A 14,184-nucleotide genomic window follows, 5' to 3' on the forward strand; every position below is an offset into this window, starting at 1 on the left:
GAGCTACGTTCCCGTTCGCGGGGGCGTGAGTACCTCGTCCAGGAGTCGGGCACCGTGCTTCGCGATCTGCTCGCGCACGAGTTCGACGAGCGCGTTGTGGATACGCGCTTCGACGCCCACAATGGTACAGGTGCGCTCTTCGCCATCGGACGCGAACCCGATTTGCGTGACCCACGCGCCGGCCTCGTGCGCGATCAACCGACCGGCTTCCACGTCGTGGTCCTTGGCCGTGATGATCGCGCCGGTTCCCCCGCGTCCGGCCATGTGTGCCAGAATTAGCGCGACGGACCCGCTGTTGCGCAGCGCGGCCCCGCGGCGCGCGAGTTCGGAGAAGACTTCCGTTTGTGCGGGCTGGTCCAGCCCGCGCGCGGTGTAGTCGATCAACTGGTGTTTGAGCGGGTTCGCATCATCGATGCCGGTGGCGTACACCACCGCGTGCTGTTCGAGGTCGGTGCGCTCGATGACGAACGCGCCCTGTCCCCGTTCCGCCCAGAAGATGCGCCCCGACGCGGGGTGCGCAACGACGCCGTCCGTCGTCACCCACGCGGCCCCGTTCCACTCCTGGCACGCGAGCGCGACGCAGAACTCTTCCCGCCGGCACAGAAAGTTGCGCGTGCCGTCGAGCGGATCGACCAGGAACCGGCGCTCCCCGGCGCTCGGCGGCGCGAGGTTCAGATCGCCGCGCTCTTCGCCGTAAAAGCGGTGCGCGGGGAAATGCCCCTTCAGCACCGCACAAATGCGGGCCTCGATCTCGTCGTCCACGACGCTGGCGATGTTGTGCTCGTCCTTGTGGTTCGCGACCAGTCCCCCGCCGCGGAGGTGCGCGGCGAAGTACTTCATTGCGATGCCGTTGGCCTCGAACGCGGCCTCGATCATCGCCCCGACGTGGCCGTAGTGCATCCCGCCCGGCAGCTTGCGCTTCACCACACCGTCCCAGATGGGTTTGAGCACCGTGATGCGCGGGTTCATCTCGCCGCGAATGGCCCCGAAGTAGCGCCACATCTCCTTCGTGAGCGAGCCGTAATCTTCGACCCACGCGCGCGGCCCCTTCGAGTGCGAGTTCGCCTTCGCGAGCAGCAACCGAACGTACCGCGTGTTCCGATCATCGTCGCTGAGATGCGCGGGGCTCGCACTGCCATCGATGAGATCCCGCACCGCGCGCTCGGACCGCTCCAGCACGTCCTTACACTCGTCGTACCGGCGCTCGAAGGCGTCGATCGCGTGCGGGGTCTTGAACGCCTCGCACAGCAGGTAGCCCGCGATCATCCCGACCGAAAGGTTCCGCCCGTGCTTGGGGTGGTACAGCCAGTCGTAGAACTTCAGGATCTCGTCGAGCGTGTTGCGGTAGCGGTGCAAGCACTCGCGGAGTGCGTCTACCGGGATCGCGGGGATTGTGGCGACGAGTTGGTTATCGTCCGCGAGCACCTTGTCCTCGAACAGGACCGGGAGCACGCGCCCCGCCTTATCGGTCAGCGACGGACCGTGAATGTACACCGTGGAGCAGAAATCACCGTTGGCGAAGCCGGTCTCCGCGTTCGTTTCCACGAAGTGCGCGTCTTCCAGAATCTGGGCGTAGGCGTCGCCGGAGGTGAACGTTTCGGACGCGCCGCGCTCGAGGACCGCTTCTCCGAGAAAGGCTTTCCGAAGGTCGCCGTTCGCGTCGCGCATGTAGCCAGCGTAAGCCGGCATGATGCGCCGGGTGTGCGCCAGTTCTGCGACCGCGGGGGCGAGGTCCACGCCCCTTACCAGTTCGTTCGCCGGCGCGAACCCGACCACGCGCCAGGTGTGGTTCGTGAGTTCGCCCGTGACGATGGCGGACGCCATCTCGAACCGGTGCAGGTGGAGCCGTTCGAGCGCGGCGAAGTTCGCCCCGCGCCAGTACACGTGGAGCCGGAACTTGAAGCCGGTCGCGCGGTCGTCGTCGAGTACGAGTTTGTCGAACCCGATGGGGTGCGGGTACGACCGCGCGGCGACGGCCGTGAGCGCCCCCTCATCGGCCAGAATCGAAGTTACGATCGCGCGCACCACGCGCTTGTCCGCGAAGCTCGCCGTGATGGTGCGCAGGGCGGTCACGTCCCCGATCCGGTGGTTGCGAAAGTACGCGCGGAGCATCCGCTTGCCCGTATCGAGCGTCGGGCTCGCGAAGAACTCTTCGATCCGCGGCGCGAGGCCGGGGAATTGCGCGATACGGTCCGTGAAGTACGCGAGGGTCGCGGCGCGCACGGGGAGTTGCGGGTCGAACGACATGAAGCGGCCCTTCCGTTACGATGGACGTGTGCGAGTAGTATGCGGCCGCGGGCCGGCGCAGTCCACCGTACCGATTTCGCGAACCGGCCCGCCGCGCGTCAATTACAATTTCCCTGGGCAGGCCGTCGAACACGCTCTCGTCCGCTACGCGGTGTGAGTTAGATTGAAGGGCTCCGCTCGAAAACTCGGCCCGAACACCAGACACGCGGTCCGTCACAAATTCGATCACCAACCGGGGTGAGCATGGAATCGCTGTTCGTCTTCACATCCGCACCGAGCACCTGCAGCTACTTACCGGACCAGCAGTGGGCGCTCACTTACGAGATGGTGGCGCGGATCACCCCCACCGAATACCAGGAGCGCCTGAAGACGGGCTGGCGCCGGTTCGGGTTCTCGCTCTTCAAGCCGACGTGCCCGGCCTGTACCGCGTGCCAGCCGCTCCGCGTCCCGGTGGCGTCGTTCAAGCCGGACCGGTCCCAGCGCCGGTGCCTAGCCGCGAACGATGGAGACGTGAAGCTGGTGATCGGACTGCCCGAGGTGACGGACGAGAAACTCGATCTCTACGACCGGTTCCACTCGTACCAGCACGAACACATCGGCTGGTCGGATCACGGTCCGAAGAACGCGAGCGACTACGCGGAGTCGTTCGTTGACAACCCGTTCGTGACGCAGGAGTGGTGCTACTACCTGGGCGAAAAATTGGTCGGCGTGGGGTTCGTGGACAACTTCCCGGAGGGGTTATCGGCGATCTACTTCTTCCACGACCCGGCCGAACGGCACCGGTCGCTGGGCACGTTCAACGTGCTCTCGATTATTCGCACCGCAGTGCAGTGGAACCTGCCGCACGTGTACTTGGGCTACTTCGTCGAAGGGTGCCGGTCGCTCGAGTACAAGGCCCGCTTCCGCCCGAATGAAGCGCTCGGGGCGGGCGGAGAGTGGAAGGCGTTTCGGGAAGGGTGATCTCGTTGCAAAGTTTTTTGACAGGATTAACAGGATTCAGCGCAGACCCGCGCATAGCAAGGCGAACGGCCGGTGGTAGTAAAACTCAGCACAGCGCACGGAGCCGAATGAAGCTCCAACTCCGAGTCCGTTTCAAATCGTGTTGGTCCTGTGAATCCTGTCAAAACCCTTCTGAATCTCACCAATCGGCTGGCATCAAACACCGGCCGGCTTACACCGGCCGTTCGCCAATCTCCGGTCGTTGTGTCTTACACCACTTCGGCCAGTCGCTTCAGCTCGGTTGCGATCGCGGACAGTTCGGTCCGGCCGACGGTCAGTTCCTTGCGCAGCGTGCCCAGTTTCTCGGCCGCTTCGACGTGCGCTTGGCGCCTCGCGGTGAGCGACTTCTCGGCCTCGACCACCGCCTGCTCGGTGTAACACACGTCCTTCTCCGCTTGCTTCACGTCGGCCGGGAGTTTGCGGATCTGGTTCTCGAGCGCGATCTGGTCGGCGATCAGTTGCGTCCGCGTGGCCCGCGCCTGGGCGCGCTTCACGACCTGGTTCTCGGTCTCACTAACCGGGGCCGGAACCGCGACCACCTGCACCCGCGTCGCGGCCACCTCGACCGACTCGCGGAACGATTTGCCCCGCGCCTTGTGGTACACGATTGTCAGCAGGAACATGCCGAGCGCGGCCGACACCGGAACCGAGTTGGCTTCAATGCCGTCAGACACCCGCGCGACAGCCCGCGCCGCTTGATCGAGGAACCGCGCGAACGCGACCGGTTCCACGGTGTAGATCGTACCGATGGCGGCGCCGACGCCCGCGCCCGTGAGCGCAATCAGCTTCTTCATGGTGTTCTTCCTTGGTGTGGTGCGTCCGCGACGTGCAAACCCGGATCGAGCCGCAGAATTGGACGTTCACCCGGATAGAGGCGTCGGATAACACTTGGTTCGCGCGGGACGCGAAAGAAAATGGGCGGCACCCGCGGGCACGTTACTGGAACCCCAATACGAGCGAGACGCGCTCGATCGCGTTCGCGGTGCCGCCGGCGGGCGCGTCCGTCGGCAGCACGCGGTGCTTCCACACGTACCGGCTCTCGCCGCTGAGCAGGAGCAGCGCGCCGACCGGGAGCGGGATGTCGGTCACCACCTCCTCCTTCGCGATCTGGAACAGCACCTCGCGCTGGACGTTGAGGATCATCGTAACGACGCCGTTCGCCGGGATATCGACGTGGAACGGGAACCCGGCGACCTTGCCGTTCACGCGCTTGTAGAAGTTCATCGTGAGCTTCCACGTCAACTCTTGGTCGAGCCCCACGAACCCTTCGGCCGCGACCATCCCGTGAACGCCGGGCACGAGGTCGCGCGCAACGAAATCGGGGAGGTTCGCGTTGCGCTGGAAGTACGCGAGCGCGTGACCGTCTTCGCCGTACCGCGGGAAGTATTCGCAGCGGATCGCGCGCTGCTTCTCTTCGACCAGCGCGACGCGCGCGAAGTGCTCCGCACTCTTGAGGTTGTGTTCCGCGCTGCGCACGTAGGCCGGTTGCGGGATGTGGGCCTTCTCCAACGGTCCTTCAGCGCGGCCGACAGTGGCCTCCAACCGCTCGTACAGTTGGAGCGATTGGCGCACGAGTTCCGAGCACTGCTCGGGCACGAAGTAATCGGTGTCGAGGAACAATCCCGGGATGTGGTCGAACGTGCGTCGGGGCATGGGACGAGCCAGTGACGAGGAACGCCGTTCACGAGGGAACGACCGGGGCAACCTCACCGCGAGAGGATACCCGCGGAGCGCGACCACGTTACACCGCGCCGCGATCCGGAAGCACTGAATCGCCTCACACGAGTGTGTAACGGATCGCGTTCATCGCTGCCCTCCGGGTTACCGTAATAACGGGCGCGGGCCGTGCGCGTTGGCGCCCCGGCGCGGGCGCCCGCGCATACCGCGTCCTTTCTGTGTTGCCCGCGATTCGGCCCACTCGTAATCTCAGGGCAGTTTCCCTCTCTCACTCGACGAGTCTCTTTCCATGAGCCACAAGCGCGTGAACGTCGCCATCGCGGGCCTCGGGTTCGGGTCCGAGTTCATCCCCATCTACCAATCGCACCCGGACGCCGAGATGTACGCCATCTGCCGGCGCAACCGGGCGGAACTCGACGCCTGCGGCGACAAGTTCGGCATCCCGAAGGAGCGCCGGTTCACCGATTACGAGACGATGCTCAAAGACCCGAACATCGACGCGGTCCACATCAACAGCCCGATCCCGGAACACGGCAAGCAAACCATCGCGGCGCTCAAGGCCGGCAAGCACGTCGCTTGCACCGTGCCGATGGCGACCGAGAAGGAGGAGATCAAGGAGATCATCGAGCTGCAGCGCAAGACGGGCAAAGTGTACATGATGATGGAAACCGTCGTGTACGCCCGCGAGTACCTGTTCGCCAAAGACCTCTACGACCGCGGCGTGCTCGGGCGCATCCAGTTCCTCCGCGGGAGCCACCAGCAGGACATGGACGGCTGGCCGGGTTACTGGCCGGGTCTCCCGCCGATGTGGTACGCGACCCACTGCGTCAGCCCGTGCCTCGCGATCCTCTCGGACGCGGCGAAGGGCAAAATCGCGCTGGCCGAGAGCGTGGTGTGCCACGGCTCGGGGCGCATCCGCGAGGAATTCATCCCGATCTACGGCTCCTCGTTCGCCATCGAGACCGCGACGTTCAAGATCAAGGACTCGGACGTGTGCGCTGAAGTGACCCGCAGCCTGTACGACACCGCCCGGCAGTACCGCGAGAGCTTCGACGTGACCGCGAGCAACGCCAGCTTCGAGTGGCAACAACTGGAGGGCGAGGACCCGGTGCTGCACATGCGCGGGCTGCCCGAGCACCAGATCCCGCGCCGCGTGAAGGTGCCGGACTTCGCCGGGCGCCTGCCGGACCCGATCCGTAAATTCACCGGTGCGATCCACGACGCGACGCACCTGAGTTTCGTGCAGGGCGGCGGGCACGGGGGCAGCCACCCGCACTTGGTCCACAACTTCCTGATGGCGGTGACCGGCCAGCAACCCGCGTTCCCGGACGCGCCCACGAGCGCGAACTGGACCCTGGTCGGTATCTGTGCCCACGAGAGCGCGCTGAGCGGCGACCGGGTGAAGATCCCGATGTGGTAACGCGCGAACGACCGGAACCGCGGGTCACCACGGCCGGAACGCCGATCGGAAGCAAAAACGCCGGGTGGCGGTTGCGGATTAAGTTCCGCAACCGCCACCCGGCGTTTTTGCTTCCGATCGGTTCCGACGACTACTTCTTCTCGCCCGGTACCGGTGCCCCTTCGGGCTTCGTACCCTCGGTCTTGGGCGCCGGGTCCGCAGGCTTCTTGTCGTCCGCGTTCTTGTCATCGGGTTTCTTATCGGCCGGCTTCTTGTCGTCCGCCTTCGGCGGGGCGACGGGCGTGGGAACGACCGGTGTAACGGGATCGCTCTTCAGATCCGTCGTTGTGGGCTTCGGGCCTTCGACGCGCGGGGCTTGCGCATCAATATCGGCGAGCGCTTCCCCCCCGGCGCGCGTGGCCATCCCGAGCAGAACCTTCTTGTCGATGGTCGCAGGGATGAAGCGCACCGACCCGTCGCCCATCAGGGCATAGCTGCCCGGCTTGCCGCCCTGGGTGTACTTGAACCCCGCCATCGGGTCGGTCTCGTCGAACCCGCGCACCGTCGCACCGCCGCCCGCGATCCAGGGCTGCTGCAAGCCCGGCGGGGTCTGCATCAGGTAGATCGTGTTCGCCAGGCCGTCGGTCACCTCCTCGGCCTTCGACCCCCACCCGTACCCGGTCATCCCCAGTTTGGTTTTCACCGCCGGGTCCGCCGGGTCGTACCGGGCGGAATCGAGCCCCGCGCCGGAGATGGCGACGTAGTTGGTCGCGCCGAACACGGTATCGGGGGCGTAAGGCGAGGTCGCCCGCCACGCGGACTGCGGGTAACTCGGCACGAGCAGTTCCGGCACCCACGCGCCGCCCGCAGCCAAGTTCTTCTCATCGTACCACGCGGCGTTCTTGTTGACCGACGCGGCCAGTCCCCCGCGCCCGAGGTGCGGGAGCAGGTCGACGAACAGACTGACCCGCTGCACCGGCGGGTACTCGAGCCCCAACCGACTGGGATCGGTCTTGGCCCGGTTCCACGTCCCGCGCGGGAACACTTTGTTCGCGGCCAGCGCCTTCGGCCCGGCCAGCGCGATCACGTGGGGGCCGGACTCGGCCGAGTACACGGCCATTTTCCCCTTGATCTGGTTCACCACACCCATCATGCGCGGGGCGATCGCCGTGCGGAACACGGTGTCCGTCCAGGTGATGTCGATGGCAATGAGCAACTGGTCATCGACCAGCGCGAGATCAACGTGTGACACGGGGGGCTCTTGCGGTACGTTCGGGTCGGTCGGGCTGCCCGGGTAACCCGGACCACCCGGACCGCCTGGAAAACCCGGACCGCCTGGGAAACCCGGTCCCCCCGGACCGGGGGGACCGCCTTCGGGCGCCCCGATCCCGATCCCCAATCCCGGCTTGCGCGGCGGTTGCCCGCCCTTGATACCACTGCCACTACCCCCCGGCAGTCCGGGCGGCCCGCCACCCGAACCGACCTTCGGAGGAATCATCCCGGGCGGCGAGCCCGGGAACCCGGGACCACCCGGCAGTCCGGGCATCCCCGGCGGGAACCCACTACCGGGCGGGAACCCCGAGCCCGGGAACCCGCTATTAGGGGGCACGCTTCCCGGCACCGTGTAATCGCGGAACTCAATGGTCGTCGTGAGAAGGAGCTTGAGCACGTCCACAACGGTCGTCAGGCCCGGGCCGAGAGTATCCTTCGCGATCTCGCGCGCGTCGTTCGCGTCCCCGAACCGCAGCCGCAGGTTCGCGACCACCTGGCGCTGGCTGAAGGTCGTGATGTTTCCGCTGAGGTACTTGGTGCGGTTCGCGATCGGATCGAGCGTGGTGGAAAGAATCTGGTAATCTTTCTTCATCAGCTTGGGATTGTATTGCCGCGCGTCGAACTTCTCGGCGTACACCATGAGCGGGCGCGCTATCGGGTCGGCTTCCAAATCGTCGAGCGCGCGTTTCAGTGGGAAATCGAGCGTGCGGTACGCGTCGATCGTCGTGTAGGCCTTGTCACCGGCCGCGGGCGGCGCGGGTCGCTTCGGGGGAACGGGGGGAGCGATCGGCGGTACTGCGGGCGGCGCCCCGGGAGGAGTTCCAGGAGCCCCCGCGCCCGGATCGGACGTGATCGGCGGCGTGGTGTCCAGCTCGCTCTTGAACGGAGGGTACCCGTCGGCCCCGAGTTCGCCGAGGAACCGCTCCAAAAGGGCATAGTCCCCAACCAACACGTGCTGCGTGTCGTAGACGCACACGCCGAACGGCTTGTCTTTATGCGCCGCGGAGGGGGGCATCGGGATGGTGGCGTAAAGGTCACCGAAAATGGCCCGCATCGCGAGCGCGTTCGAGACCGCGTGCAGGAACGGTGCGGAGCGGAACGAATAGAGGTCGCGCCCCTTGACCGCTTTGGGCTTGGCCTGAACCGGCATCCGCACAAGCAGGTCCGGCACTTTCACTGGCAGTTTGAGCTTGATGACCCCGAACGGGTCGCGCCCGTCGCCCGCGAAGCAGTGGATGTAGGTCTGCACGCCGTCGGGCTCAACGCCCAGCGTCCGCTGGAACATCTGGGCGACCGACTGGTCCACGAGCGCCCCGTGAACGGGACTCCCGCGCAACGGATCCATGTTGAAGCGATAAACGGCCACCGATTGGCTCGGGAGCAGGTTGGTGGCAACCTTGGTGCTCAGCGGGATCGTCGGTTTGGGCGGCGGGCTGTCCTTCTTGTCCGGGTTCTGTTCGTCCGGGTTCTGTTCGTCGGGATTATTGTTGCTTGCGACCGACGGCTTTGGGTTATCGAACGGGCTCTTGGTGGGCTTTTTACCCCCGAGCACAGCGAACCCGACCCCGCCGAGAACCAGCACCGCGACCACGCCCACAATAATGGGCACGAGTTTCTTGTTCTTCCCGCCGGTCGCGGCCTTGGCCTTCTTGTCTTTTTTGTCCGCCTTATCGGTCTTCTTGTCCTTGGCGGTCGCCGTTGCAGTGGCCCCGCCCGCAGCCCCCCCGGACGATTCCGGGGGCGGCTCTTCGACCTTGAATCGGTACTTGCACTTGGGGCATTCCACCTTGGTGCCGACGAGGTCCGGGTTCTTGATGAGAACCGGCGCCTCGCAACTGGGGCAGGGAACCTTGAAACTCGGCATGGAGCGCTCCCGCGGTGCCGTTATGAGGGCGTGAAATGTCGTGAGTATCATACTAGCGGCCCGGGCGCCGGCGGTGCAAAGGGTTTTTGAACCCGTTACCGTGTGAAATCCGTGCGCGGCGCGGGTCAATCGGGCGCCGCGCGGCGAGCGGGCACGGCAGGCGCGTCCCGTTACGGTTCGTGAAGACCGGGGAACCGGGGAAAATCGGACACTTGTACCGACGGGATACTCACCGAGAACAGAAACTCTCGCGGGTTGTACTTTTTCTCTACACACGGGAACCGCTCACACTATCCTGTAACATCATTCGCCGGCACGGCGCGCCACTGCCGGCGGCGCGGAGTCCTCTCGCCATGCGTTCCCCTATTAAGGGGCTGATCGACCGGCTCCGGCCGCGACACTACGGCCGCCGGCATCCGCTCGTGCTCATCAACGGGTTGGCCGAACAGGCCGAGTCGTGGTACCGCAACCGCAAGTTCTGGTCGCGGTTCTTCGACGTCCACACCCCGAACATCCTCGCCTACGAGGGCGAGACCATCCACCGGTTGATCGCGGCCAAGGAGCCGATCACGGTCGACTACCTGGTGAACCAGCTCCACATTTACCTCGACCAGTTCGTGCAGACGCCGCCCTACCACCTGGTCGCGAGCAGCCTGGGCGGGAAGGTCGCCGTCGAGTTCGCCGCGCGCTACCCGGAGATGATCGGCCGCGTCGTGCTGCTGTGCCCGTCGGGTATGGGGGACGAGGAGCAGTTGCCGATCATGGACGGCGTGGTGGGCCGGAACGCGGAAATGATGGTGAAGAGCGTGTTCCACAAGCCCCGGCTCGTGGACCGCGAGATCGAGCGGTACTACCGATCGAAGTTCGCGAACCGCAAGTGGCAGAAGGGGTTCATCCGCACGGTGCGCGGGACCCTCGCGCACACCGTGCGCGACAAGATGAAGCACGTGCTGGCGCCCACCCTGCTCGTCACCGCGTCCGGGGACAAGGTGTGCAGCCCGGTCACGGCCGAGGAAGCGGCCCGCGAGCTGCCCAACGGCCACTTCCGCAAGATCGAGCGGTGCGGGCACGCCCCGCAGATCGAGAAGCACTGGCTGATCAACCGACTGGTCGTAGACTTCCTCAGTTCGACAGAACCGACCGCACACCCGTCGTGGACCAAACTCATCCTGGCGAAGCCAACCCGAGCGAGCAAATAATGCCATCAACCGTGCCGCCGCAACCGGTCGCCACCTCGCCCGTGGCGCCCGCCACCGCACTGCACACTCCAGCGGCCGGTCCGACGGACACCGCGAAGACCAACCCGCACCCGCCGGCCGGCCCCAACCGCACCCCCAAGGGGCCGGACTGGTGGCTCATGATGCGGGCGTTCCTCACGCAGGGCAAGCGGATCGCGTCGTTCGCGCCCAGCTCGCGGTTCATGGCCCGCAAGATCCTCGACGGCATCAACTGGGCGACCGCGGGGTCCATTGTCGAGCTCGGGGCCGGGACCGGCCCGATCACGGCCGAAATGGTCCGGCTGGCGAGCCCGAAGACCCGGCTCGTGGTGATCGAACTCGACCCCACGCTCTGCGGCCGACTCCGTGAGCGGTTCCGCGGCTCTCCCAACGTCGAAGTGATCCTCGGTGACGCGACGAAGTTCGGCGAGTTGCTCGCCGAGCGCGGCATCCCGAAGGTCGATCACGTGCTCTCCGGGCTGCCGCTCCCGTCGTTCCCGGCCGAGGTCCGGGACAGCATCCTGGCGACGGCCGCGCGCACCATCGCGTCCGGCGGAACGTTCCGCCAGCTCACCGTGATGCCGCTGGTCTATTACAAGCTCTACCGCCGGTACTTCGAGGCGGTGCGGTTCCGGTTCGTCCCGTTCAACCTCCCGCCCGGCGGCGTGTACGTGTGCCGCGGGTTCCGGGGCGCGGTGAATCCGTAAGTCTCGGATCGCGGATCCTCGGTCCCGGTCGTGTTCCCCGGTTCGCGCAAAGCCCGAACCAATGTCGGGCGGCCCGGGGCGAATGACTACTGACCGATGACCGAGGACTCGATCCATGCCGAGCACCAAATTTCTCGCGCCGGTCGCGAACAACCGGCTCGTCCGCAAGGCGGCCGACGCCGCGCTCCTCCGGTACTCGCACTACCGCACCGTTCAGCTCGACCAGATGGACGCCGGGGCCGTGCAACACGCGACCCTGAAGCGCCTCGTCCGCGCGGCCCGGCGCACCCGGTTCGGGCACGATCACGACTTCTCCCGCATCACCTCGGTGGCCGACTACCAGGCCCGCGTGCCCGTGCGCGACTACGAGTGGTTCTGGAACACCTACTGGAAGGACGCCTACCCGAACCTCGACAACGTCACCTGGCCGGGCAAGATCCCGTACTACGCGCTCTCGTCCGGCACGACGAGCGGCGCGACCAAGTACATTCCGGTATCGTGGGACATGGTGCGGTCGAACAAGAAGGCGGCGTTCACCACCACCTCGCTGTTCCGGCACGTTAACCCGGCTGCGAAACTCTTCACCGGGAAGTTCTTTTTTCTCGGCGGCAGCACCGATTTGCGGAAGCAGGCCGACGGCAGTCTCGCGGGCGACTTGAGCGGGATCGCGGCGAAGGAGCTGTACGAGTTCCTCCGCCCGTACACGTTCCCGCCGGCCGAACTGACGCTCATCGCCGACTGGGAAGAGAAGGTCCGGCGGTTCGCGGAACTGAGCGCGCGCGAGCCGATCACGGCCCTGAGCGGCGTACCCGCGTGGATGTACGTCCTGTTCTCGCGCCTGAAAGACGTGACCGGCAAGAAGACGGTAGCCGAGGCGTGGCCCGACCTGCGCCTCGTGATCCACGGCGGCACCAAGTTCGACCCGTACCGCGACCTGTTTAAGAAAGAAATCGGCAGCGACCTCGTGAAGTTCTGCGAGGTGTACCCGTGCTCGGAAGGGTTCATCGCGACCGAAGACCCGCGGTACAATCTGCTGCGGATCGTGCCCGATCACGACATCTTCTTCGAGTTCATCCCGCTTGAAGAAGTGGGCAAGGAGTCCCCCACGCGCCACACGCTCGCGAACGTGGAAATCGGGGTGCAGTACGCGGTGGTCATCACGTCGTGCGCGGGGGTGTGGTCGTACCTCGTGGGCGACACGGTCGCGTTCGAGAAGCGGAACCCGCCGCTGATCCGCTTCACCGGGCGCACGAAGTATTTCCTCTCGGCGTTCGGCGAGCACCTCATCAGCGAGGAAGTGGAAAAGGCCGTCACCCACGCCGCGACCGTCTGCGGGGTGAGCGCGCTGGACTTCCACGTCGGCCCGGTGTTCCCGTCGCAGCCCGGCACACCGGGGCACCACCTGTACCTGATCGAGTTCGCGGACCGCGCCCCCGATACCGCCCGCTTCGCCAAGGAAATTGATGCGGAGCTTACGCGCATCAACGAGGACTACGGGCCGCACCGCGTCGGCGACTTGGCGATGCTGGTGCCCGAAGTGCGCGTCGTGAAGCGCGGCGGGTTCGACGAGTGGATGAAGGCCCGCGGAAAGTACGGCGGGCAGAACAAGGTGCCGCGCATGGACAATGGCGGCACGATGACAAAGGACATGGCGACGTGGTTCGCGGAGCACGGGTACGTTTAAACGCGGTCCGCCCGTGGCGCGTTGGGGCGCCGGTTGCTAGAGTAAGGTGGTTCCCCCGCACACCCGCGCAATGACACCGTTCGCGGAGCGAGCGGGCCGCACCAAAACACGGCGTTTTCCTCTTAGCGCTCGGAACCCATGCGACCGCACACACCGTTTGTTGGGCTGGTCCCGGCCGTACTCACGCCCTTCGATTCGACCGGCGAACTGAACCTCGCCGCGGTCGAACCGCACGCCGAGTTGCTCGCGCGGGACGGCGTCGCCGGCGTGTTCGTCGGCGGCACCACCGGGGAGTTCAGTTCGCTCACGCTGGAAGAGCGGCTCTCACTCACCGCGCGCTGGGCCACTGTTACAAAGGGCAGCCCGACGCGGTTGGTCGTTCACGTCGGGGCAAACTGCCTCGCGGACGCCAAGCACCTCGCCGCGCACGCGAACGCGCTCGGCGCTGCGGCAATCGCGGCCGTTGCGCCGAGCTACTTCAAGCCGAAGTCGCTGGACGTGCTCATTTCGTGGTGCGCGGAACTCGCGGCCGCAGCGCCCGACACGCCGTTCTACTTTTACGACATCCCGGTCCTCACCGGCGTCGCGTTCCCGATGGCGGATTTCCTCGAACAAGCGCCCGCCCGCATCCCGACGCTCAAAGGCGTGAAGTTCACCAACCCGGACCTGATGACGCTCCAGCGCATGCTCCGCGCGGACAACGGGCGCTTCGACGTGCTGTTCGGAATGGACGAACAACTGCTCGCCGCGGTCGTGCTGGGGGCGCGCGGCGCGGTCGGGAGCGGGTACAACTTCGCCGCTCCGCTCTTTAACCGGCTGCTCGCCGCGGCGGACGCGAACGACTTCGCCACCGCCCGTGCCGAGCAATATCGCGCGGTCGAACTGGTGGCCCTCCTGATGCGCCACAGCTACTTACCGGCCGCGAAAGAAGTGATGCGGGTGCGGGGCGTCGATCTCGGCTCGGTGCGCCTGCCGCACCAGGGTTTTACTGCGGAGCAAGCCGCGAACTTCCGCCGCGACCTCGACGCCCTGGATCTCGCCGAACTGCTCGGAACGCCCGGGATGTGAACGGCCGTCCCGGTAGTTTAACGGCGCCCCTTCCCGGCTTTCCGTAATCG

Annotated in this window: 10 protein-coding genes; 6 read left to right on the forward strand and 4 right to left on the reverse strand. The window is 66.0% G+C overall.

Features of this window, described 5'->3' with window-relative positions; translation table 11 throughout:
• Positions 1–3 precede the first annotated feature (3 nt).
• The gene (locus J8F10_RS37650; RefSeq protein WP_210663533.1) at positions 4–2,247 is read right to left on the reverse strand and encodes an inositol monophosphatase family protein; all 2,244 of its coding nucleotides are present in this window, start codon (positions 2,245–2,247) and stop codon (positions 4–6) included.
• Positions 2,248–2,490: 243 nt separating this feature from the next.
• Between J8F10_RS37650 and J8F10_RS37655 the strand changes: the two genes are divergently transcribed.
• Complete coding sequence (locus J8F10_RS37655; protein WP_210663535.1) at positions 2,491–3,207, forward strand: arginyltransferase; 717 nt, start codon at positions 2,491–2,493, stop codon at positions 3,205–3,207.
• A gap of 248 nt (positions 3,208–3,455) precedes the next feature.
• Here the strand turns inward: J8F10_RS37655 and J8F10_RS37660 are convergent, their stop codons facing one another.
• Complete coding sequence (locus tag J8F10_RS37660; protein ID WP_210663537.1) at positions 3,456–4,040, reverse strand: hypothetical protein; 585 nt, start codon at positions 4,038–4,040, stop codon at positions 3,456–3,458.
• Positions 4,041–4,182: 142 nt separating this feature from the next.
• Positions 4,183–4,899 (reverse strand): hypothetical protein, encoded by a 717-nt coding sequence (locus J8F10_RS37665; RefSeq protein WP_210663539.1) that lies wholly within the window; start codon positions 4,897–4,899, stop codon positions 4,183–4,185.
• 313 nt (positions 4,900–5,212) lie between these two features.
• On the opposite strand from J8F10_RS37665, the gene J8F10_RS37670 reads away from it, so the two are divergent.
• Entirely contained in the window at positions 5,213–6,343 is a 1,131-nt protein-coding gene (locus tag J8F10_RS37670; RefSeq protein ID WP_210663541.1) for a Gfo/Idh/MocA family protein, read from the forward strand.
• Between the two features lie 130 nt (positions 6,344–6,473).
• Here J8F10_RS37670 and J8F10_RS40155 read toward each other — a convergent pair whose 3' ends face one another.
• Entirely contained in the window at positions 6,474–9,458 is a 2,985-nt protein-coding gene (locus J8F10_RS40155) for a DUF1559 family PulG-like putative transporter (RefSeq protein WP_210663543.1), read from the reverse strand.
• A 353-nt stretch (positions 9,459–9,811) separates the two neighbouring features.
• Here J8F10_RS40155 and J8F10_RS37680 point away from each other — a divergent pair, with 353 nt between their 5' ends.
• The 4 genes from J8F10_RS37680 to J8F10_RS37695 all read left to right on the forward strand — a co-directional run bounded on the left by J8F10_RS37680 (position 9,812) and on the right by J8F10_RS37695 (position 14,134).
• Positions 9,812–10,657, forward strand: a complete 846-nt coding sequence (locus J8F10_RS37680) for an alpha/beta fold hydrolase (protein WP_210663545.1) — start codon at positions 9,812–9,814, stop codon at positions 10,655–10,657.
• Positions 10,657–11,382, forward strand: a complete 726-nt coding sequence (locus J8F10_RS37685; protein WP_246524796.1) for a class I SAM-dependent methyltransferase — start codon at positions 10,657–10,659, stop codon at positions 11,380–11,382. The genes J8F10_RS37680 and J8F10_RS37685 overlap by 1 nt, the downstream gene beginning before the upstream one ends.
• 115 nt (positions 11,383–11,497) lie before the next feature.
• Positions 11,498–13,066, forward strand: a complete 1,569-nt coding sequence (locus tag J8F10_RS37690) for a GH3 family domain-containing protein (RefSeq protein WP_210663547.1) — start codon at positions 11,498–11,500, stop codon at positions 13,064–13,066.
• A 138-nt stretch (positions 13,067–13,204) separates the two neighbouring features.
• Positions 13,205–14,134 (forward strand): dihydrodipicolinate synthase family protein, encoded by a 930-nt coding sequence (locus J8F10_RS37695; protein ID WP_210663549.1) that lies wholly within the window; start codon positions 13,205–13,207, stop codon positions 14,132–14,134.
• Positions 14,135–14,184: the final 50 nt, after the last annotated feature.

Source organism: Gemmata palustris (assembly GCF_017939745.1).
Classification (GTDB): Bacteria; Planctomycetota; Planctomycetia; order Gemmatales; family Gemmataceae; genus Gemmata; species Gemmata palustris.